At 43.8% G+C, this 23,291-nt stretch carries 17 protein-coding genes and 1 tRNA gene; 7 read left to right on the top strand and 11 right to left on the bottom strand.

Going from position 1 to position 23,291, the window contains the following annotated elements:
• Positions 1-7 precede the first annotated feature (7 nt).
• Both EXU57_RS00175 and EXU57_RS00170 read right to left on the bottom strand, forming a co-directional pair.
• A complete protein-coding gene (locus EXU57_RS00175; RefSeq protein ID WP_133266147.1) occupies positions 8-1,897 on the bottom strand; it encodes an FAD-dependent oxidoreductase in 1,890 nt (629 codons plus the stop codon).
• Positions 1,898-1,958: 61 nt separating this feature from the next.
• Positions 1,959-3,143 carry an AGE family epimerase/isomerase gene (locus EXU57_RS00170; RefSeq protein WP_243745466.1) on the bottom strand — a complete coding sequence of 395 codons (1,185 nt, stop codon included), beginning with the start codon at positions 3,141-3,143 and terminating at the stop codon, positions 1,959-1,961.
• A 159-nt stretch (positions 3,144-3,302) separates the two neighbouring features.
• On the opposite strand from EXU57_RS00170, the gene EXU57_RS00165 reads away from it, so the two are divergent.
• Both EXU57_RS00165 and EXU57_RS00160 read left to right on the top strand, forming a co-directional pair.
• A complete protein-coding gene (locus EXU57_RS00165; protein ID WP_133266146.1) occupies positions 3,303-4,538 on the top strand; it encodes an ROK family transcriptional regulator in 1,236 nt (411 codons plus the stop codon).
• Positions 4,539-4,830: 292 nt separating this feature from the next.
• The gene (locus tag EXU57_RS00160; RefSeq protein ID WP_133266145.1) at positions 4,831-5,454 is read left to right on the top strand and encodes a PAS domain-containing protein; all 624 of its coding nucleotides are present in this window, start codon (positions 4,831-4,833) and stop codon (positions 5,452-5,454) included.
• A gap of 1,011 nt (positions 5,455-6,465) precedes the next feature.
• On the opposite strand, the gene EXU57_RS00155 is transcribed toward EXU57_RS00160, so the two are convergent.
• Entirely contained in the window at positions 6,466-7,749 is a 1,284-nt protein-coding gene (locus tag EXU57_RS00155; RefSeq protein WP_133266144.1) for a cation:proton antiporter, read from the bottom strand.
• Between the two features lie 371 nt (positions 7,750-8,120).
• Positions 8,121-8,660: a DUF421 domain-containing protein gene (locus EXU57_RS00150; RefSeq protein ID WP_133266143.1), complete on the bottom strand. Its 540-nt coding sequence runs from the start codon at positions 8,658-8,660 to the stop codon at positions 8,121-8,123.
• Between the two features lie 220 nt (positions 8,661-8,880).
• On the opposite strand from EXU57_RS00150, the gene EXU57_RS00145 reads away from it, so the two are divergent.
• Complete coding sequence (locus EXU57_RS00145) at positions 8,881-9,444, top strand: hypothetical protein (RefSeq protein ID WP_133266142.1); 564 nt, start codon at positions 8,881-8,883, stop codon at positions 9,442-9,444.
• 493 nt (positions 9,445-9,937) lie between these two features.
• Here EXU57_RS00145 and EXU57_RS00140 read toward each other — a convergent pair whose 3' ends face one another.
• The 6 genes from EXU57_RS00140 to EXU57_RS00115 all read right to left on the bottom strand — a co-directional run bounded on the left by EXU57_RS00140 (position 9,938) and on the right by EXU57_RS00115 (position 16,754).
• Positions 9,938-11,053 (bottom strand): DUF2254 domain-containing protein, encoded by a 1,116-nt coding sequence (locus tag EXU57_RS00140; RefSeq protein ID WP_243745499.1) that lies wholly within the window; start codon positions 11,051-11,053, stop codon positions 9,938-9,940.
• A gap of 441 nt (positions 11,054-11,494) precedes the next feature.
• On the bottom strand, positions 11,495-12,265 hold the full coding sequence (locus EXU57_RS00135) for an alpha/beta hydrolase family protein (protein WP_165957979.1): 771 nt from the start codon (positions 12,263-12,265) through the stop codon (positions 11,495-11,497).
• Between the two features lie 82 nt (positions 12,266-12,347).
• Positions 12,348-13,091, bottom strand: a complete 744-nt coding sequence (locus EXU57_RS00130; RefSeq protein WP_133266140.1) for a PRC-barrel domain-containing protein — start codon at positions 13,089-13,091, stop codon at positions 12,348-12,350.
• A 227-nt stretch (positions 13,092-13,318) separates the two neighbouring features.
• A tRNA-Arg gene (locus EXU57_RS00125) sits at positions 13,319-13,392 on the bottom strand.
• Positions 13,393-13,475: 83 nt separating this feature from the next.
• On the bottom strand, positions 13,476-16,091 hold the full coding sequence (locus EXU57_RS00120) for an MGH1-like glycoside hydrolase domain-containing protein (RefSeq protein WP_133266139.1): 2,616 nt from the start codon (positions 16,089-16,091) through the stop codon (positions 13,476-13,478).
• Between the two features lie 195 nt (positions 16,092-16,286).
• Positions 16,287-16,754, bottom strand: a complete 468-nt coding sequence (locus EXU57_RS00115; protein WP_133266138.1) for an NUDIX domain-containing protein — start codon at positions 16,752-16,754, stop codon at positions 16,287-16,289.
• A gap of 417 nt (positions 16,755-17,171) precedes the next feature.
• Between EXU57_RS00115 and EXU57_RS00110 the strand changes: the two genes are divergently transcribed.
• Both EXU57_RS00110 and EXU57_RS00105 read left to right on the top strand, forming a co-directional pair.
• Positions 17,172-17,915 carry a J domain-containing protein gene (locus tag EXU57_RS00110; RefSeq protein WP_207955341.1) on the top strand — a complete coding sequence of 248 codons (744 nt, stop codon included), beginning with the start codon at positions 17,172-17,174 and terminating at the stop codon, positions 17,913-17,915.
• Positions 17,916-18,231: 316 nt separating this feature from the next.
• Positions 18,232-19,179, top strand: a complete 948-nt coding sequence (locus EXU57_RS00105; RefSeq protein WP_133266137.1) for an arginase — start codon at positions 18,232-18,234, stop codon at positions 19,177-19,179.
• Between the two features lie 73 nt (positions 19,180-19,252).
• Here EXU57_RS00105 and EXU57_RS00100 read toward each other — a convergent pair whose 3' ends face one another.
• Positions 19,253-20,143 carry an SDR family oxidoreductase gene (locus EXU57_RS00100; RefSeq protein ID WP_133266136.1) on the bottom strand — a complete coding sequence of 297 codons (891 nt, stop codon included), beginning with the start codon at positions 20,141-20,143 and terminating at the stop codon, positions 19,253-19,255.
• 556 nt (positions 20,144-20,699) lie between these two features.
• Here EXU57_RS00100 and pfkA point away from each other — a divergent pair.
• Together pfkA and pyk are read left to right on the top strand one after the other, a co-directional pair.
• Positions 20,700-21,680, top strand: a complete 981-nt coding sequence (pfkA, locus tag EXU57_RS00095; RefSeq protein ID WP_133266135.1) for a 6-phosphofructokinase — start codon at positions 20,700-20,702, stop codon at positions 21,678-21,680.
• 24 nt (positions 21,681-21,704) lie between these two features.
• The gene (gene pyk, locus EXU57_RS00090) at positions 21,705-23,231 is read left to right on the top strand and encodes a pyruvate kinase (RefSeq protein ID WP_243745465.1); all 1,527 of its coding nucleotides are present in this window, start codon (positions 21,705-21,707) and stop codon (positions 23,229-23,231) included.
• Positions 23,232-23,291: the final 60 nt, after the last annotated feature.

Here is a 23,291-nt window from a genome sequence, read left to right as displayed (position 1 = left end):
AATTTGTTTAGTTTGCAAAAACTCCATTATGATTAACGCCCTTCATAGAAAAAGGGTCAATGGTATTGTTTAGCAGAACAGCCAATTCTAACCGTGTAATGGGTCTCTTCTCATCGAAATTGGTTAATCCCCACTCTTGCCAGCGCGCGCGCGTTAATTCAATTCCAATTGGCACCCACTGTTCTTTGTTTTGAGTTCGGCGTGAAGCACTCATCCTTTTAGCCAGGTCAAGTGCCTCGCGAATGCTTACATTAACGTCGGTGAAAATGGCCTTTGATTGTTTAAAATCCACCAGGGCCTTCAACAACTCCTTCGCGTTTACCACGGAGTCAGCATAAAACCAGGTTTGGTTGGCCCATTTATTTGGGATACCCTTACCCTTTAATAAACCTGTCGCGCCAACTTTTTGTACGGCTTCAAAGTGCGGGTTACCAGGTAGTACATCTATATAGGGCATGATGTACGCTTTTGCTTTAAGCAACTCTTGTTGTACCGAACGCACTGCAACTTTGCGAGGTGCCCCATTTTGTTTTGATGAGAGTGCGGCTAACACCCCGGCAGCCTGACCTGTCAACATTACACAAGGCTGCAAACGCGTGGTTCCGTTAACAACATTGCTAACCGAAATGCCTTTTTCTGCAACAATTAAATTTTCTATTGTTTGTGGAATAAGCGCACCGAGTGGAACATTATAGGAAGGAATGGGATAAAATTCCAAATGCTGGGGTGCAGCCGGGTTCTTTTTATGATGATGATCTATGGGGTAATCACCCACTGAAATCCCGGTTCGGTACAAAGCGTCACCATAGGTATATGGCTCTGCAATATGTCTCATGGTCATTCTAACTAAACCTTTGAGCCTCCTGCCTTCCCTGTGGTAAGGCATCAACGCTAACTTATCGCCGGTTGGAAACTCGTCATCAGCGAGGCCCAGGTGTTTAAAGCCTAATTGCTGCTGGATAAAATAAACAAAACGTAGTGTCGTCTGCTTCGCCTTTTCCAATTCATTTGATCTTTCAGCGTCGGTCATTTCTACCACGTTCAGGTAGGTATCATTGCCATAGCCCGGCCAGTTCAACATATATTTTCCATTTGGCAGCTTGCCATAATCCAACATCTTTTTTGCGTCGACCGTGGGTGCCTGGCGGCTTTTGTCTTTATAATAATCTGTGCATGCAGCGTCAAATTCATCCGGGCTATAGTGAGCCGGTTTAGGTATGGTATGATCGGTACCAGCACCATAATCTTTCAAAATGGCCACATAAGTAAGGTCCTGTACGATATTATTGGAAGTAACGATTCCGACGTTCTCCCCGGTAATTGAACCGGCCTCCATACCCAGGTCATAACTAACTCCCGCAGCTTTCATTACATCTCCCAACTCAGTAGCATCGATACAAATCTTTGACTTCACGATTAACTTGTCCCCGTTTTTATGACTTGTAAAGACGACTTCGGTAATCCGGTTGGCTTTTGTTGAAAGCTTCGTAAAGGAGTAATTAAATAAGGTTGTCAGCTCCTTTTCATTCTTTGCCATCAGCTTAAAAATGCTGTCCGACACATGCGGTTCAAACTGTGTATTGCTAACCCATCCTGTAGCAACAGCTGTTGGGCCGCCGTAAGTGTTATACACATGATTGCGGAACTCGGCCCATAAGCCTGAAGGCAGGTTGTGGTTCCCGTCTGTTGCTGTAACACCGGCCGCTGATATCATCCCTCCCAGCCATGGACCACTTTCCACCAGTACCGTCTTAACACCCATCCGTGCACTCTGGATGCCGGCTGCACTCCCCCCAACCCCGCCGCCAATCACTAAAACATCAGTTTCAATGGTTCTTTGAGCATAGCCGGCAAGCCAGGAGAGACAGATACAAAAGGTGATAAAGGGTTTAATCATATGGAATCGAGCTGCGGTACTTACTTGGTAATAGGTGGCATTTATACGTTTGTTTGCCGGACTAGTTTTGCTTAGGCGTTTCCACTGTTTTCCATACCTGGTATAGGCTGCGTGGTATATGAAAGCAGCCCTTCCACTTGCCTCCTTTTGCAGGAGACAGAATCTTTCCTTCTCGCGTGAGGTAGCCAAACCATTCGCCAAATTCCGGATCCCTGAAATGGTTCCAGGTGTAGTGATGAAGTTTTTTAAACCAGGCGGCGCAACGCTCATCTCCTGTATATGCATAGCCTTTTGCCAGGGCAACCAGCGCTTCTGCATGTACCCACCAAAGCTTTTGATCCCATTCCAACTGTAGTGGCGGTGCGCCTTTAACATCGAGGAAATAGAATATTCCCTCGTGTTCGTTGTCCCACCCATGTTCCAGGGTTCGAAGCATGATGTCCACTGCTTTCTCGATTAATGCATCATCGTTCATCCGCTTGCCCAGGTCCATCACAAACCACATGGCTTCTATTGCATGTCCAGGGTTGAGCTGGCGACCCTCAAAAGAGTCACAAAAAGAACCGTCTTCGTAAACATTTTCCAGTATCAATCCGAGATCCGGTTGATAAAACACCTCCATTACCTCATGGATCACCTCCGGAATAAATGCATCTACCTGCGCTTTACCCATCAGGTGCTCCAGTTCAAGAGCAAGGTTGCAAAGTATCATGGGAAGGCTGAAGTTCTTCAAGGGCCGGGTGCCGGGATAGTTCTTATTGTACTGCCCTTTGGAGTTGGACCGTCGTTTTAATATGTTTTGAAAAGTATCTAACGCGATCCGGTTGTATCGCTCATTGGGAGAAGCTTTGCTTAATGACGCAAATGCCATTGTAGCAAAGCAGTCGCTGAAGATATTATATGGTTGGATAAGCGGTTTACCTTCGGCTGTAAGAGAGAAATACCAGTCTCCGTTTGCATCCCTACCCCATTTCTCCATAAAGGAGGCCCCATGTAAAGCCATATTGAGCCATTCCGGTTTCCGTTCTATGTGGTTATACATGTAACTAAAACACCAGACCTCCCGGCCCTGAAGCCACATAAACTTATCGGTGTCGTAAACTGTTCCCTCACGGTTTAATGAAGTAAAATAACCACCGTTGCGTTCATCCTTGCTATGGGCCATCCAGAATGGTAAAACATTCTCAAGGAGCTCACTTTTATAAATAGCTGCATACTCCGACAATGCGGTTGAAGCTTGGGGCAAAACGAAGGTTTCCTCAATGGCCAAAGCAGATCGATTTAGAACCTCAATTTTGCATTTATTTTAATAACTTCCAAATACTTTTTAAAAAAATTTATTTAGTTCTCAAGTTTTCAGTTCCGGGATAAATCCTTTTGCCGATTTTTACAGCAAACAGTTTCCATGTCTAAACTCTTGTTTGAAGTTTTTTCTGATGAAAACACCAACGGTGTTGCTTACAAAAACAAGGCACATAAGCGAGCCATCATCTCTTACCTGGATGGAACGGGCAATGCGACTGTAGCCGACTTCAGCAGGGAGTTAAATATTAGTACACCCAAGGCCATTGCCCTTGTAAACGAACTTATACAGGACGGGCTCATAAAGGACAATGGTAAGGTAGACTCAACCGGTGGTCGAAGGGCAAGCTTATATGGGCTGGTGGCAGAGGCGGCTTTTTTTATTGGCGTAGACGTGAAGCGGTACTCCATCAATATCGGGCTGCTCGATTTTAAGAAGTCGCTGGTTACCATTAAGGAAAATGTGCCCTATAAGTTGGAAAACTCGCTGGAGTCGTTCAATGAAATGATTAAAGTTATCAAGCAATTTATTGCCGAACTAACGGTGTCGAAAGACAAAATTGTAGCGGTAGGCATCAATCTCTCAGGCCGGATCAATAATGCAAATGGGTATAGCTACAGCTTCTTCCATTTTCATGAGGAGCCGCTGGCTGGTACCATAGAGGCGATCTTAGGGATCCGGACTTTTTTGGAAAACGACTCGCGTGCGATGGCCTATGGAGAGTTTTGCTGTGGAATTGTAAGCAAAGAACGAAATGTTCTCTTCATCAACATGGACTATGGCTTAGGACTTGGAATCCTGGTAGATGGAAAAGTATATTATGGCAAGTCAGGCTTTAGCGGAGAGTTTGGCCACATCCCTTTCTTTGACAATGAAATCATTTGCCAGTGTGGCAAAAGAGGCTGCCTCGAAACTGAAGGCTCTGGCAATGCGCTGATCAGGTTGTTTAAAGAGAAAATTAATGGGGGCTCTTCATCGCAGCTCGTGAAAAGCGTTGACAGCTTCGATAACTTGAAGCTTCAGCAAATTATTGAGGCGGCAAAAAACGACGACATGCTGTGTATAGAACTGATTGCAGAGATTGGTGAAAAGATAGGAAGAGGTATTGCATTGCTGATTAATATTTTCAATCCCGAACTGGTGTTGCTTGGGGGCACCTTAGCACAAACCGGCGACTACATTCGCCTGCCCATCAGGAGCGCTTTAAACAAATATTCCCTCTCCCTGGTAAATAACGACTCTCAATTGAAGATGTCTAAGCTGGAGGAGAAGGCCGGTGTAATTGGCGGTTGCCTGATGGCGAGAAATAAGGTATTCGCCGCAAACAGGATTGACTAGGCCGCATCATTGAACCAATTGTTGAAGATTGAATATAACGTAGCATCCTTATTCTCAATTCACCGAATAGTTCACCTGAAGAATGATTCCTTAGGTTTGATTTGAAAGGACCATTTTGAGGACAGGGTTATCAGCTTTTTTTAGCCACTGTGATTGCCATTCCCACCGAGGCTGAAGGTGACACCAAGCCAAACAAAATGATCTAAACACATCTAATTATTTCTGAAATCGTTTTAATTCCACCAGCTTTGCCTACTCTGAACAACTCCAGGGAACTTAAATCTGAGAATCTATGAAACTTTTTGAGGCAGCATTCAGCCTTTTCGACAAATCTCAATTTTTCTATCTTATTGCGACCAGCATGAATGGCACTTACAGCTATATCAATTCGCACTACGCCAAAGCATTCGAAAACGTTCATCCTAACTTTGTGGGTCAGCCCTATAATATTATGATACCTCCGGAAGACTCACATATCTGTGAAGACACGGCAGCAAAATGTTTTTCTGATCCGGATACCTTTTTTCCTGCTACGCTGAGAAAGCATGATGGAAACGGCGGCTTTATAACGACACAGTGGGAGTATAAAGCAATGCGCAACGATGAGGGTGTTTTTACCGGTATTTTCTGTCTCGGCTATGATATAACGCAGCTTGTAATAAGCCAGCAAGAACTTCAAATTGCAACAACTGACATTGGAAAAAAGAAAGAAGTTTTGCGTCAGATCGCTTATGATCAGTCGCATAAAGTAAGGCTCCCGTTGGCAAACATACTTGGTCTCTGTGATATTCTTCAACAACTAAGTATGGACGCTAACGCAGCTAATATTGTTAATATGTTACGCGCAAGTGCGGTTCAATTGGACGAGATGATAAGGGAAACGGTAAAAAGCTCTTACGAAGAGCGCACCAGGTAGTTTCATCCTACCAGGGTTGCTGGTTGCTATGCAATTGGAACTTTGAATTGTAACAGCTAAGCGTTGACAAGGTCACATGAGAGAGGCAGAACCGAATAATTGTATCCAATAAAGTTCTAGCCGGGGATAACGGTTTCTAATCGTGGTTGAGTTCTGTAAATGGGTAGAATTTGAGGACGTAAGAAAGTCAATTTTGAATACTTATAAATTTAAGCATCAGCCTACGGGTCGCAACGTCCTATCTGACAAGCTAAGAAAACGACAGCACGCGTATGAGAAGACTTTTGGTACATCAATTCGAAGATCTATCCTGCCTAACTGGCCCCTTGATGTTTTATTTCAGCAACATGGACTGGCTTAAACACACGTGATATATTCTTCCCCCAACGGGATTGGATGATTATAGGTATTCCTGGAAATCTTGTTCATTGCTGGTTTAGTTCTTCGATACCTTCAACATGAAAGAGCTTTCGCCTATACATAAGATCAACCTTCTTATAACCTCTATTGTCCAACATAAATTAATTGTTTAATTACTTTGGTTTTTAATAGTTTGACCGCTATCGGCTTACCTGTAGGTAGCAAGGGTAGCAAGCGTACCCGGGTTAGCTGAAGCGAAGCCGAAATGCAGTAGTTTAATCAACATAAGGTAACGAAAGGCCTGTCCAGGTACGTGGTTATATTGGAACTCACCAAATACGCATGTTATTAGCTTTCCTTCCCAGGCTACTTTAAAACAAACTGATTACGGCATGAAATGGGGCACATTCTGCAGGTTGGTAGATAAAGGTTCGCCCATGCGGGAAGATCCTGCCGCTGAACAGTACGAATCTCATTTTACAAATGATGCTTGCTTAATGTTCTGGGCGACAAGTATGAAGCCTGAGCTTGGCCTCTTCGAAAAAAAGCTGTTCCACTTTTGATTCAGACAGTCTTTACGTTCTAAATCAAAATGGCGGCCGATAATATCTTGTAATTGAAAAACCCCTTAAACCTTACTTCGGAAAAGCATTAGTTAGTACCTGGCTGGGCAGGCTCCTCATCAATACCCAATGGCCCCGTTGTCTTCCTCAACCTATTCACCAGCTTTCCCAACGTCAATCCCTGGACAATAATTGAAAAGAGTACTACTATGTACGTAACTGAAACGATGAGATTGCGTTGCATTCCATCAGTTAAAGAAAGTGCTAAAGCGATAGATATGCCACCTCTCAATCCACCCCAGGTCATGATTAAGTAGGTACTTTTCGGAAACTCATAGCTAAATCTAAAAATTGAGGACGGAATCGTTAACGAAAGAAACCGAGCTAACAAGATAATCAAAATCGAAACCAGGCCAACGTATAGAAACGATAGCTCAAAAGGAATAATCAACAATTCAAGTCCTATTAAAACGAACAAAATTGCATTCATTATTTCATCTATCATTTCCCAAAACTTGTGAACATAATCATTAGTTTCCTCGCTCATTGCCTCGGAACTACCTTTATTACCAATAAACAGTCCGGCCACTACCATTGCCAACGCACCACTAAAATGAAACAGAGGCGCAATGGTACTTCCGCCCACCACTAAGGCAAGCGTTATCAGCACTTCTGTTTGGTAGTGATTTATGCGCTTCATCATACTAAACCCTATATAGCCCAGAAGTAAACCCAGCAAAACACCTCCACCTATTTCTTCCAGCAGCAAAATCAAGATTTCGGCGGTCGTAATTTCTGCAAGGCCTTCCCGGGCAATACTGAGTAGAGCAACGAAAACAACCACTCCTACCCCATCGTTGAACAAGGACTCTCCCGTAATCTTTACTTCGATACTCTCGGATATGCCAGCTTTTTTCAAGATTGATAGTACAGCTATAGGATCAGTAGGAGATATAAGGGCACCGAACAACAGGCAATAGATAAAATCGACACGTATGTACAATAACGGAAGTAAAAAGTAAAAGGCTCCCGCAACCAGGATCGTTGAAAGTAGAATTCCAAGCGTAGCAAAAGCCAGGATAGGGCCTTTCGATGCCCTGAGTTTATTAACATCCGTATGTAATGCTCCGGCAAAAAGCAAAAACCCCAACATAAAATCTAAAAGGAAGCCAGAAAAATCCAATTGCACCAGTAAGCTCTTGAGGTGGTCATCGACACTTGAAATCGAAGCGATTAACAACACAATAAGGGATAATAAAAGCGATAAAACCATAACCCCGATAGTTGACGGCAACTTGAGGAACCGAATATTAAAGTAAGCCAAAAAGGCGGACAGGGTTATTACCAATGATATTAGCTGGAAAGATTCCATCAATTGAAGATTAATTTATGAAAGTAATTTGAGGGGCATAGTTCGGTACATTGATAGTAATATTGAATATTTTAGATTGTTGCAAATGCTGATACATCATTTAATGTCGTTTAGTCTAGCCTTTGCATTGCATTAAAGCTGCGTATTGTAACTATAGTACAAGAGTGCGACGCCCGTCCGAGTGGCGCAGCCGGGCAGACAACAATGCAAAATGGAAAAATTACAGTTAGGCCCAAAATGGATGTTCTTAACTTAACGACAATAAGACATAATTGACAGACTTAAAGATGCTTGTTTTAAGTACAGTTCAGGGGATATTGCAAGGGTGTTTATTTATTTTATCTACTTATATCGGCCGGTGGTTTCAGAACTCATTTATTTTCGTCTATAACAGACGGCCTTAACAAATTGGTCATTACGGATGTTTTTAGGCTTGTTAACTTTTGAACTACGGTAAGGCTTCCATCAGCCTCAAGGATTACAGCATCCGCCTGCACGATTGAGCTTAGCCCATTTTGTCTCAAAACATAAAAAATTTCATCTTCATCAATCCGTTCTTTCAGCATCATTTCTGTTAACAATTCACCTTTGTAAACCAGGAGTGAAGGGGTAGCCTTGATTAGCTTACTTACTTCTTTACTGCGACTTGATAACCACGTTAGCCCGAACTGCAAGAAAATGAGAAGGAAGAATGCTGCCGCCCCGTCTATTAAAGCAACATCCTTGCTGAGCATCACAGTTGCGAGAGTAGATCCTAGTGCAACGGTAACAATTAAATCAAACGCATTCATTTTCGAAAGGGTGCGCTTCCCTGAAATACGCAAAAGAAAAATCAGGAGAGCATATGCAAGTACTGTTATACATACGGTTCTCAGCAGGCTCTCCCAGCTGTTAAAAAGTATATTCTCCATAGTCTTTTTTATATGCCTGCATAAACCATTCCGAGCAAAGGAACGTCTTGGCACAAGGCGGCGCTTAGATAAACCCTGCTAAGGAGATTTCAGCTGTCGTCTAACACAGCTCATCCTTTTCGTTCTTACAAATACCAGGGCATCAAGGATGCTTTGGAACTGATACTGCTGAATATTGTTTACCTTCAAAGCGTTCACAAGCCAATAAAAACCTACAGCTATGAAGGAAAAAGATGGAAAGCCAAAACGCAACATTTGGTTGTATTTGTTTTTGGCATTAATAATTGCTGGCGGCATAGCGGCCTATATTGGCCTAACTACCACAAGGAAAGATGATCAGGCTACAACCGAAGAAACAGCTGACTTTAAAGATCCTTCAGTCGAAGAGTACGTTAGTTATGTTGAAACCGGCCAACGAATGGACTTAAATCACGAGTATACATCTAAATCAATCCGCTTGCTTGCAACAGCAATAGTTTCGAAAGGAAAATCGCTTGACCTTGATCTCACAGCTGTAACTGGCCGTGTTGAGAAAATTGCTGCACATATTACCCAGGATCCGCTTGAAACAAGCCATGCAGATAGTATTCGGTCAGCAGCTGAACTACTCAGTGCAAATTTGGAACGCATTCAAAAGAACAGGTACCCAAAGTTAAACGCTCAAACAAACGCGGTAAGTACCGCTGCTAAAGCGATCAATGCTGACGTGCTTACCCTCCAACAGGAGGAAAAAGTGAAGGCTTTTTTTCAAAAATCGGCTGAGCTTTTAGAAAGTATGAACTAACATCTGAAAAGAAGTAATCTTAAGCAGACACACTTGCGACCAGTTGTGACAATCTCGCGTGAAAGAACGCGGAAGTACTGTTACCTGCAGTTTTATGCTTTATGGCGATGTACTGTTTTTAGCTCCTGATTTTTTGTTAACTTCTGAAGTCAATACCCATTTATAATGCAGCATCATTTAATTGAGAATTTTATAGAAAATGCACGGAAAAGGGTTTAGCAGGATCGTAAACTTTAAATTTGTATTTCGGCTGGCAAATTAAAACCCCTCACCTCTAACGGCGTCTTTACTTTTTAGATCAGTCTTCCGCTTGTTTTAACATTCCGCCCCGGAAATGTTACGTATCCACCCAGGAATAAACCTTCAAGAATATACTTTTTTTGCGCGTGATGGCTATTTATTGATAGGGTAACTTGCGCTTTGGAATAAGTGAAAAATATTGCACTAATGTTTACCTGACTTTAATTCATGTTCTCCTGAATTCTTGTTACACTCAGGTTTTCTCCTCTATTGCTTTATGTACATCACTCATCAGGCTGTTAAGCGCAGGAACATCGCTTAACTTTTTTAATTGTGTCAGTAAATGGATAAACTCCTGCTGAACCATGCGATCTTTGCAACCGTAGTCCCATATAGGTAGAACCGTTTCCTTAAAAATTTGTGTTGCTGTTTTTTCATGCGCAATAATCCTAAGCTGGCCAAATTCATCTTCGAACTGGCATCGTGGAAAGTGCTGCATCCGAAAGGCAAGCAAATCCATTATCGCGCGTAGACTCATCACTGCAGTTCCAGGGTCATTTATGCCAGGACTTAATGCTTTGATCGCCACCTCCATTAACTGTCTAAAGCCGTAGTAGTAATTCGTTGTAATATCCTGAGTAGTATCAACATTTATCAATTGACTAAGAGCATCCTCGAAGTTTGATGATAAAGCTTTGCTGCCGGTGACCATTATAACTGAACTACCAGCGAGCAAAAAGGTAGCAGGTGGGTGAAGCATCGTTATCATGACGTCTTCACTTTTACAAAGCTTAATGAGCCGTTCTTGATCGAATCCCTGGTACAACCCGGATTTCCTAACAGGAACAGAAATCCCACTTGCAGGCTGGCTAAAATCTGCGTCCGTGTTTTCGCTTATAACACAAACCGACTCGAGACAGTCTCTTGTACTGTGATGAACCTTGTTAATGATAGTATCGTATTTTACGGATTGGGTAACAAAATGCAGGAAATAGATAAACAGAAAGATATCGATTATCGTTAAGGTTATAAGCAGATATGTGCTGATAGCCGGAATGGAAATACCCGTATCTATATCACGGATTGTACTTAAGAGAAACAATGCATAGACAATGGTACCGATGTAAAACCCAAGTACAACCTGCTGAAAACGGTTGCCAATCAATTTGTCCAGCACCCGGTTACTCATCTGCGAAGCGGCCTGGTTTAATAATATCATTACCATGCTGAAACTGAAAACGGTAAGAGAAATTATTCCGCTGGTTATGGCAGAACAGATGCTTCTGGCCGTGCTCGCATCTTTAAGGCTAAGCCAGGTCAAACCTGATTTCAATGATTTTCCGGTGGCTGAAAAATCGAACTTAATCATGCAATAAGACAGTGCGCAAAATAACAATGCGATGATTGCTGGCAGAAAGGCAATACTGGTTACAATTCTTTTGTAAGAAACATGGATCCACTTGGTTGCAGTCTGAAACATAGACATATCGATATTGATAATGGGTTCAGGCACATGAGCACTTATTTAACCTGATCAAGTAATTTGGTGAAGAAAGGTCGTGTATATAAGTAGTATCTTATTAGAAGAGGATAATTTATTTAAACGGTAATTTGCAACAACAAGCCATTATGCAGATGTTCTCTTTACCTTACCGGGAGACTGCCCCGAACAAAAGCAAGCTTGCTAGCGGAATGTCAATACTTCATTTCAGCGCCCCAAAGAGTAAGTGGATTCTTTTTCGACAATACCTACATTATATCTTCACAAAGAATGATGTAAGACCGGCTCGGGATAGAGAAGTAACGGCAATTATAATCCCGGATTAATATATCGTCGTGCCCAAACTGCAATAAGATCTCCTGTATAACACGCATCTTTTTTGCTACTGAGCAAATGGTCTGCATTGTCAAGAGAAACAAAACTCTTTGGGTGTTTTGCTGCCGTATAAATCTGTTCCGCATTCGAGATGGATACTGTAGAGTCGTGTGGTGAATGCATAATCAATATTGCCTTTCCGAGTTCTTTGATAGCATCCGGCAGATTGTGCCGGGCTATATCATCTAAAAACTGCTTTTCTATCATCACCCGGTTGCCACCTACACTTACCGCCGCTTCGCCGTGCGCATTTATCTCCTCAATTTTGTCTTTAATAAGATGGGTTACATGGTCGACTTCTGACGGAGCAGCTATCGTTACTACTGCCTTTATCGAAGGTATTTGAGAAGCAGCATAAATTGCAGCAGGCCCGCCAAAAGAATGCCCAATAATTAGAGCAGGTGAAGTATAATTTTCAAGCAGATAAACAGCTGCTGATAACAAATCATTCACGTTCGTAGAAAAGTTTGATTCTGAAAAATTTCCATCGCTTTTCCCGAGCCCGGTATAATCAAGACTTAATATTCCAAATCCAGCAAGAGCGAGGGACTTTGAAATATTTCTTACACAGTTAAAATCTTTATTGCAGGTAAAGCAATGAGCTATGATCGCAAAAACAAAGGGTCCTGTTTTATCAGGAAGCGTTATTCGTGCTGAAAGATCGTGTCCCTCCTTGTTTGAAAACCTGACTTTATGTACTTTCAAAATTCGTTGTTTTCAGTGCCCGGTATATTAAAGTAGTACTTTCCTACTATGGGTTCTTTGCGATAATGTTTGTAAGCGCTCTTTAGTAGATAAACCGCCCATAATAATTAGTAAGGCTACTTTCGTATACCTCGTCCACGTATTTACTTACATCGTATTCCGGCGCATTTCGCACCTGGTCAACCGTTGCATTAACGACAACTTCTGACGTCTCCCAGCTAATTTCTTTGATCCATTTTGGTGAAATAATTACCTTTTTACCCGCAAACCAGTTACCAGTATCAACAACCAGGTAATCAACCCGGAGCTTGGTGTCGTCAATTATCAAATCTTCTACAACGCCAATGTCCCCATCAAGTGCTTTAATGCTGTAACCTGTGACCTGCTTTGTGCTTCGCAGATGCGGGTCATTGTCCTCCTCGTTTTTATTTGCTGTATCAAACATATTCTCGATAGGTATGAGCGTACCACTGGTCTCTACACCACCAGGTCCCAGGCCGCCAGCGAGGAAACCCGTTCGGGGAAATACCTTATCCAACTCAGCCTCCTGCTGTCGCGAGACTGGCTTATTGGTATCGATATCGGGGCTGCTTTTAACCTCTTCCTTAGTCAAACTTACTGCGAAGGCCTGCTGTTCCCAATCAGGCGTTAACAGGGACTCGGGAGAGATAAGAACTTTTCGGCCCGAAAGCCAGTTACCTGTCTCTGCAACCAGATACCTGATCATCCATGTCCTGTCATCAAAGTAAAACTCGCTAACTTTTCCAATGTCACCATCGGTTGCGCCTATGCTAAAATCAAGTAAGCTTTTTACGCTGCGTTTCATACACTAAATTTAAGAGGTTTCCTTTAACCCTGCCTTTTCCCGGGATCGATCAACATCAGCATAGGTCTCAACCAAATCCGGTGAAATCGTGTAGGGTCCTTAGCTGCAAGTCAATGAATAGTTCTCTGGGATAATGATTTCCTTTTGATTTGACATACCAAAAAGCAAAAAAGCCAACCAAATCAATGATTTAGCTGGCTTTTGAACTATTTTGATATTCCCTTTAGTGACCGCGTTAGGATTCAAACCTAAAACCTTCTGATCCGTAGTCAGATGCTCTATTCAGTTGAGCTACGCAGCCGTTTAATGCGGGTGCAAATATAGGAAAAAACGTTTCCGCAAAAACAAAATCAGAAAAAAAGTAAAAACACCTTCTTAGCAAGGCTACTTTGTTTCATGCAGCTCATTGATCAACTGTGCCACCAACGAGGTCCACCCTGTTTGGTGACTTGCGCCCAGCCCATTACCCTTGTCGCCGTGGAAGTACTCATAATACAACAGCAGGTGTTCATTTTCGGGCTTTTCATAAAACCAGGCATAGTCACCATGTAACCTGCGCTTCCCTTCTACATCCTTCTCAAAAAGACTCACCACACGATTGGTCAATTCTTCCGCCACCTGTACCAGGTTCATTTTGTTTCCGGAACCTGCAGGGCATTCAACCAAAAGTCCATCACCATAAAATTCACCATACCGGCGCACAGACTGGATAATGATATAATTTATGGGAATCCACACCGGCCCCCGCCAGTTAGAGTTGCCCCCAAACAGGTTTGAAGTAGAGTCGCCCGGATCGTACTGGATGGTATAATTAACATGATCAATCGTGACCGTATAAGGGTTTGTTTCGTGGAATTTTGACAGTGCGCGGATACCCCCGGGCGATAAAAATTCATCTTCGTTCAGCAGGCGTTCAAGAATGCTCTTTAGCCGGTCTTGTGGCACGAGCGAAATCAGGAGTTTATCGCTTCCTGCCCGCTCCTCGTTTGGCCAAAAGCGATGATTACGCATACGGTAGTTCTCGAGCCACGTAATCCTTTTCTTAAAGTCCGGCAATCGGTCGCGTACTTTATTCTCAATAATGGAAACGGCAAACAGGGTAGTTAAGCCAACGATGGATTGAATGCGCAATTGCAGGGGTTGTGAACTTGCTATGGCAAGGGTATCGTAGAAGAATTTATCGGCTTCGTTCCATAAGCCGTGTTGATTAAGCGCTTCAGCAATCAGCACAAAGTGTTCGAAAAACTTGGTTGCCGTATCTTCAAACGTCTCGTCTTCCATGGCAATTTCAAGTGCCATATCCATCATGTTCAACGCGTACATCCCCATCCAACTGGTACCATCAGCCTGTTCCAGCCGCATGTCGCCGGGCATTTCAAGGCTCCGGTTGAAAACCCCGATATTATCCAGGCCAAGAAATCCCCCCTGGAAGATGTTGTTTCCGCTTGCATCTTTCCTGTTGATCCACCAGGTAAAGTTGATGATGAGCTTTTGGAAGATCTTCTTTAAAAAAGGAATATCGCCAGTTCCGGTTTTTGATTTCTCGATCCGGTAAACCTGTAGTGCGGCCCATGCATGAACAGGCGGGTTTACATCACTAAAGTGCCATTCATAAGCAGGAAGCTGGCCATCGGGTTTCATATACCACTCCCGCATTATCAGCAGGAGCTGGTGTTTCGCGAAACCCGGGTCGAGCATCGCCATTGGGATGCAATGAAAAGCAAGGTCCCATGCGGCATACCACGGATACTCCCATTTGTCGGGCATCAGCACAATGTCCTGGTTCTTCAGGTGTTTCCATTCATGATTTCGACCGTGAATCTTTCCAGCACTTACCGGGGTGATACCGTCTGTGGTGGTAAGCCAACGCTCAACATCGTAGTGGTAATACTGCTTACTCCATAGTAATCCCGCTAACGCCTGTCGTTGAATACGGTTCAGTTCCGGGGTGGTCGCCGGCAGGATTGATGCGTAAAAAGCATCAGCCTCCGACTTGCGAAAATTGAAGATGTTTTGAAAGCCAAGCTCAAAAGGTGTATCAAGGTCTTTGTCCGACAACCTTAAGTAAACAACCTTTTCCTCTCCACCCGCTAGCTCAAACTGGTACACCGGGGCAAACTTGGTTCCCGAGGTTTTGGCAGTAAGCTCCTCAACATTTATCTCGCGAACGATCGCTTCGTGAAAAGCATCTTTTGTAAAGATGTCAGGATTGGGCTGTCCGGTAACTTTCTCAAAGTTGGTTACATTGTTGGTGAACATCGAAACCGACGCAGGTTCGTAATAAAAGTAGTATTCCCCCAAACGCTCGTGCGAAGCTTTCACGGCGTTTTCGTCACGTTTTTCAATCAGGGGCTGCTCTTTCAGCGACCGGTTACTCAGCCGGTTGTAGTACCATAAAGTAGGTAACAACGTCACCGGTGCGGCTTCTGTAAACCTGTTGGTAATCGAAATGCGGATGAAGATATCCTGCGAATCCTTTTTTGCATACGTAACGTGTACATCAAAGTACGCGTTGTCGTCAAAAATGCCGGTGTCTAACAACTCATATTCGGGCTCTTCTTTTGAACGATGCTTGTTTACTTCCAGCAAGTGTTTGTAAGGAAACTCCTGTTGTGGGTACTTGTACAGGTATTCCATGTAATAGTGAGAGGGGATATTGTCTAGATAATAATACAACTCCTTTACGTCCTCCCCGTGGTTGCCATCGTGGTTTCCTAACCCATACAGTCGTTCTTTAAGCAGTGGATCCTTACCGTTCCAAAGCGAAATGGCAAAACAAAGATTTTGAAAGTAGTCCGAGATTCCAGCAATCCCATCTTCACCCCAGATGTAGGATCTGCAATGGGCATGATCATAGGGAAAGTAGTTCCAGGCGTCGCCAAATGGCCCATAGTCTTCACGTACTGTGCCCCACTGCCGTTCGCTTAAGTAGGGACCCCATTTTTCAAGTGGATTTTTCTTTATTTGGTTTGCTGCTAGTCTTTGGTGTTCTGCTGTCATACTTCCTTTTGATTATTTGTGAGTTGGCTACTCAGTTCCAGCTCGAAGTTGGAAGCAATTGATTAAATGTCATCGTATTCATGTTGGTTGCCTTCCTGGTGCTGATGTCCCGCCTGGCAAATGCCGGCATGAATGTTAGGCTCTTTCCAGGCTGTTAATAGCGCTTTGTAACAATAGTAACCCGGCACCTGAACATTAGCTGTTGTTCCTGTCCTGCAAACGCGAGGCTAACTGATCCAGGAAATCTGCCTGCGCGGGATTTATTTTTGTTCGGGCCTCGGTAAGCGAAAACCATGCAGCCTTGTCAACTTCAGGAAAAGCCACCCTCTTGCCCGATCGCGGCGGCCATTCCAGCAAAAAAGTGTTCGATACCAGGGCACGTTCATCAATCTGCTGTTCAACCGCCCAGGCAAAAACAACCTTACCCGACTTCAGTTTCACCGGTTGCAATTCAAAAAATGTGCCCTGTGGTTCATGCCCGGTTTCTTCGTAAAACTCCCGTTTGGCGGTCTCAAGGGGCTGCTCCCCATCTTCAAACTCTCCTTTCGGAATCGACCATGCACCCAGATCTTTGTTTCGGAAAAAAGGACCTCCCGGATGAACAAGAAAAATTTCCAGGCCACCCACTAGCCGGTAAGCAAGAATGCCGGCACTTTGTTTCATGGGCATCGGTTTATAACATGCTTGCTACCAACAATCGGACCTGATTAAAACATACGCAAACTACTGCCGCAAGGCAAAGGCACAGGCACTGCAGATTGGAAAGCGATTAGGAATAACGATGATTGTTGCACAGAAAACAATTTGCATTTACGGGGCGTGTCCCCCCAACTCGGGTTGGGGGGTCGGGCTTTTTGCTGCAAGCCCTTACCCTCCTACGTCGGGTTGCGGGGCTTTTCGCGTCAATCCCTCACGCAATGTGTTCTGCACAGGGAACGGTACCATCGGAACGAATGCGATAGCTTCCGACAACGTACGCGATAGTGCTCCAACGTTCAAAAAAAGGCAGTATGTAGCGGGCCCAACTCCTTCTTTGCTTCAGCCCATTTGTATGAACATAATTCTGTATAATCTCCACCATTGCCGAGTCAGCTTTTGGAGGAACATCCTACTTTTACCCGAATTGAGATTAGAACGGCCAACGGCACGGAAATTACCTTCATCAAAGGAAGTGTGAAAAATTACTACCAGATATTAAACATCAGCTCCAACGCGAGCCAGCAGGAGATAAAAAAAGCTTTCCGTAAACTCGCGCTTAAGTTCCACCCCGACAAAAACAACAATAACAAGCTCGCAGAAGAAAAATTTAAGGAGATCCAGGAAGCCTATAGCGTCCTCTCAAACCATCTCAAACGCAGGGAATACGACCAGGCTAAAGAACGAACCACGATTTTTACTCCACCTAAACCTGCAGTTACCCTCACCACTATCCTAACCCAAACCCAACGACTCAGTAAAAAGGTGGCATCGTTCGACAGCAACCGCCTAAACCAACAATGGGTATATCATGCAGTTGATAAGCTGCTCTCGTCAATAAACCTGCTGGTGATAAAGGAAGCAGGCGACGTATCCAGTTCCAGGGTAATTATCGCAGAAGTTTTGAGAATATGCGAACATTTAAACTTTCTGTTAGCCGAAAACCTGGCTTCGAAACTCCGTCAACTTGCTGAGAGCGACCCCCAATCACAATCCGATATTCAACGTTTCCTCGAACATAAACAGCGAAGCAGCTATTGGGAAAAATACAAACTGCTATTTGCGGTTATCATCAGTTTGCTGCTCTGTTTGCTGATTTATGTAGTTACCACCTCGTCACACGGATGATACTATTTCCATTTGAGCATTGCCGATACCGCTTAAAAGATAACCCATGCTGAGCCTCAATTATTCGTTTTCCAATCATAGTACCCGTCTAAAGCATGTTACCTGCCTGCAATCAACGGTACCCGGGATTAGCAACCAGCTGCAACAGCCGTCAACCTACCAAGAACTTAAATTCGTAATTTAGCAGCAACATGCCCATCAAACAACTCCATACTTTTTCTTTCGCCTGGCTCTTGTTGCCAATGAACTTCTACATTCCTGGTTAGCGTTGCTGCATGGTAACACAAGAACCTTTTCCTTTCACTAAATTAATTTCATGAAGAACATCAGGCTTATTGAGGTTCCGTCAGAAATCGGCGCAGGCACTCGTGGAGCAAGTCTTGGTATAGATGCGATAAAGATTGCTGCACTTGATTTTATGAGTAACTTTTTTGTTCATTTTCCATCCGAGAAAATTCCAACCGAAAACAGCACCTTATTTGAACCGATTGCTTCACCATATGCAAAGCGCATTAAAGGTGTTGCCGCCATGTACGATAAAGTAAGCAAAGCAGTACAAAGTTCAATTAAGAGCCACTTTTTCCCGGTGGTCCTCAGCGGTGATCACAGCATTTCAGGTGCAACCATCGCGGGCATCAAGATGGCGAAGCCTAAGAGCAAGCTTGGGGTAATCTGGATCGATGCGCATGCTGATCTGCATACGCCCTATACAACCCCCTCCGGCAATATGCATGGCATGCCGCTGGCGACTGCAATTGCCGAAGACAACCTCGAGTACGCCATACACGAACTTTCGGAGGAAACGAAAGAGCACTGGGAATACCTCAAAAACATCGGCGATATTGCTCCAAAGGTATTGGGAGAGGACGTTGTCTTGATATCACTGCGTGACTTCGAAAAAGAAGAAAAAGGATTAATTGAGAAATACGGAATGAAAGTAATCACAACCAACGAGGTTCGAAGGAAAGGCCCGGAGAACGTCGTCCGGTCGGCCCTTCGCTACCTAAGCGATTGCACCGATATATATGTGAGCTTCGACGTAGACTCTCTCGACGCTTCCATCTCTAAAGGAACCGGAACACCGGTAACGAATGGCTTAAGAGAAAGAGAAGCAGAAGACCTGGTGAGTAAGTTTATGCAAAACCGGAAGATATGTTGTCTCGAAATTACAGAGGTAAATCCAACCCTCGACCGGGAAAATATGATGGCGGAGATCGCGTTTAACATCCTGCAACGCAGTGTAAACGTGATTATGATGAACTAAACCATACCCCTCTTGATCACTGGTATATATCCCGCCATTATAATACTCAGGTCGGCCAACACCATTATGTGCCTCACGGCAGGTTGTTAAACGTAAGTCTGAGTCCTTCAGCAAAACTCACCGGTTCATAGTTTAGCAAATTGCGAGCTTTGTCGATCTTCAACCCCGAACGCTTTGCACGTTTAACAGGCTCGGTAAAAGTTTCAGCAGTTACTTGTTCTATCAGCGTTTCATTAAGATTCAAGGCTTTTGCAGTAGCAATCGCCATGTCATATGGTGAAAGGATATCGCGTCCGGCGAGGTGAAAATCTCCCGTTGCTTTTTGTTGAATAATGCGGTCAACACCCTTGCAGATGTCGCCTATATAAGTTGGTGTTCGCTGCTGATCGCTAACTACTTTTATCCTTTTGCCTTCGGAAAGATTTTGCTTTACCCAGTATAGAAAATCCGGTTTCATACCCTCCCAAACAGTTCCATACATTAAAACCGGGCGTAGAATAGTGTAGGGTATGCTTGTTTTTCTGACCTCCTGTTCTGCCAAAAGTTTTGATCTGCCATAGATGTTCAGCGGTTCCGGTTGCGCATCTTCTCCATGGGGTCCATTCTCGCCAAAAATAAAATCGGTAGACACGTAAACAAAGTGATTAAAGGAATATGCAAGCAGGTTGCTGGTGGCTCCGACATTAATGCTTAAGCATTCCTCCTGGTTTAAGTTACATACATCGGGCTTACTCATCGCAGCAGCATGCACTACAACCGAGGGTTCAAAAGTATCAACAAGTAGTTTCACGCTTGCTACACTTGTGAGGTCCGCATCCGCATACAAAAGTCCATGGTGATATTGTTGTGGGATCCTGCAGGCGCCCCTACCTGTTGCAACAACGTCGTATCCATTCTTAGCCAGGTAAACGCTTAAGTGTTGGCCGAGGAAGCCATTTGCCCCGGTTATCAGAACTCTCTTCATTAGGTGAATATATAGCAACGTTAATTATCATCAATACCAAACGACATACTGATATTGGGGTTTGCCGGCCACCACACCGGACCTAAACCCGGCGGAACGGTGTTTATTGAAATTGGGTAAATCAATCAATTTTAAAAACCATCACTGCGTACGAACACTTCCACAATTTCTTATTGCTAATGTGCGCTGCCACGCGAAAAAAAGGTGAATTCTGAATGTCTCGTGATTTACCCGGCCCAATTAATTATTGCGATCATTAAGATAGTATCGCATACCAGGGCAAGAAGACAGATGGAATATTGCATAACAAATTTGTTCAATAAGTAAACAAATTTCAACATCCCGGTGTTTTTTTTAACAACAAACCCCAGAATTCACAGAATAATAAAAAACTTTTAAGTCTGTTCTAATGAAAGGATTATATGTTTACAAAGTGCGAATTTGGGATCAATTTCAAGTTTTACCCTTTTAAGCAAATGGTATTCTACCGCAAAATCTTACTTTTGGAGTTTGCGTATCATTTACGCAAACGACACTCTGGTTATAAAATTTAGTCATGCCGAAGAAAGTTACTAAAATAGGCGTTCTCACTTCAGGGGGGGATTCACCGGGAATGAACGCAGCAATAAGGGCAGCAGTTCGAACAGGTTTATATCATAATTTAGAGGTGTTTGGCGTGATGCGCGGATATAGTGGAATGATCGATGACGACATTGTGAAAATGGACAGCAGAAGTGTGGCCAATATCATCCAGCGCGGAGGAACCATTCTAAAAACCGCTCGTAGTAAAGACTTTTATGAACCTTCTGGTCGTCAAATAGCGTACGATAACCTAACCAAACGCGGTATCAATGGCCTTGTAATCATCGGTGGAGACGGAAGCTTTAAAGGTGCGCAAAAATTCAGCAACGAATTTGATATTCCATGTATTGGCATTCCCGGAACGATAGATAAAGACATCGCCGGGAGTGATTTCACCATCGGTTTTGATACCGCAGTAAACACTGCGGTTGAAGCAATTGATAAAATCCGGGATACCATGGATGCACACGACCGGTTGTTTATCGTTGAGGTAATGGGCCGCGACGCGGGTTACATCGCCTTACACAGCGGGATCGCTACCGGAGCCGAAAATATTCTCATACCCGAGACTGAAACCGACATCGAAGAGCTTATTTGTTCGCTTACGGAGAAAGAGCGTCGCAAAAAGCTGGTAAATCTTGTGGTTGTTGCAGAAGGGGACAAATTTGGCGGTGCGGAAATTGTAAAGATAATAGGTCAGCGTTTGCCACACCTTGATACGAGAATTTGTATACTCGGGCATATTCAAAGAGGTGGCTCACCAACGTGTATCGACCGGTTGATTGCAAGCAGGATGGGTTATCACGCAGTAGAGTCGCTTATGGAAGGCCGGCATAATGTTATGGTGGGCATTTTAAACAACAAAATGAACTACATACCCCTGGATAAGGCCGTTAAGGCCAAACAAAAAATCACAAACGACTGGTTACGGATTGTTAAGATACTAGCCAGTTAATTTATTCACTTTTTTTCTTAATGTATGATGCCGTTAGAAAATAACATTACTCCCGACAGGAAGGCTTCTAAAAACCTTTCTAAGTACCTGCACAAAAACATGGACAGGCAAGCGGGTGTTGACCATATGTCGCACCGTACCAAAATCGTGGCAACGGTTGGCCCTGCCTGCGATACGTACGACAAGTTGCTTGAGTTGGTAAAGGCGGGTGTAAACGTGTTTCGCCTGAACTTTTCACATGGCAACCACGACGACAAATCCCAGATCATTGAGCATATCCGGAACATAAACAAGACAGAACCTTACAACATAGCCATACTTGGCGACCTCCAGGGGCCGAAACTTCGTGTTGGTGAAATTGAAAACAATGCACTTCCGATCGTTCCGGGCGATGTACTCACTTTTACAAATGAGAAATGCATCGGCAACCTTGAAAAGATCTATGTTTCTTATCCCAACCTTGCAGGCGACGTGAAAATCGGTAATACCATCATGATTGATGATGGTAAGCTTGAAGTGAAGGTGGTGAATATCCTCAAAAATGGCGACGTTAAGGTTGAAGTAATTATCGGCGGTATCCTTTCTTCAAAAAAAGGGATCAACCTGCCTGATACAAAGATTTCTTTGCCCGCACTTACAACCAAAGATCTCGAGGACCTTCAGTTTATCATCGACCAGCAACTTGACTGGGTTGCGCTTTCATTTGTGCGCAACGTAAAAGACATTGTAATCTTACGCAGCAAGCTTGATGAAAATAAAAGCAAAGCCAAGATCATTGCGAAGATTGAAAAGCCGGAAGCGATTGCAAACATCCGGGATATCATTATAGAAAGCGATGCTATCATGATTGCCCGTGGTGACCTGGGAGTTGAACTTCCTGTTGAAAAAGTTCCGCTGATCCAAAAAGATATCATCCGCAAATGTTTACATCGCGCCAAGCCGGTAATCGTGGCTACTCAAATGATGGAAAGCATGATCGACAGGGTTAAGCCAAACAGGAGTGAAACAACGGACGTTGCAAATGCGGTACTGGAAGGTGCCGACGCTGTGATGCTTAGTGGTGAAACTGCATCAGGAAATCACCCCGCTTTGGTTGTAGAAACCATGCGTAAGATCATCATGGAAGTGGAAAAGCAATACCGTTACAACCGCGAGGAAGACCTTAAACCTCAGCCCCACTCTCCTTCTTTCCTCAGCGACGCGATCTGTTACAATGCGTGTAAAATGGCCCGGGACGTGAATGCGGAGGCCCTGATCGGTATGACCCAAAGCGGGTACACAGCATTTATGCTCAGCAGTTATCGACCAAAATCACCATTATACATTTTTTCTAAAGAAAGAACCCTTATCAACCAGTTAAGTTTAAGTTGGGGTGTAAGAGCGTTCTATTATGCAGAAGAAGAAAGTGTTGACCATATTATTGAGGACCAGATTAACATTTTAAAAGAGCGTGGCTTCGTGAACACGTCGGACATTGTAATCAATACCGGCAGCACACCTGTTCAGCTTCACCTGCCGACCAATATGATTAAGGTGACCAAAGTGGACTAGCAGATCAAGTCGCATTCCGGAATACTAACCGGCGGTTTTCCGGTCTGTTCTGCTGAATGG

The sequence above is a fragment of the Segetibacter sp. 3557_3 genome, assembly GCF_004354985.1.
Taxonomy (GTDB): Bacteria; Bacteroidota; Bacteroidia; order Chitinophagales; family Chitinophagaceae; genus Segetibacter.
This window is presented reverse-complemented; position numbering and strand designations above follow the sequence as displayed.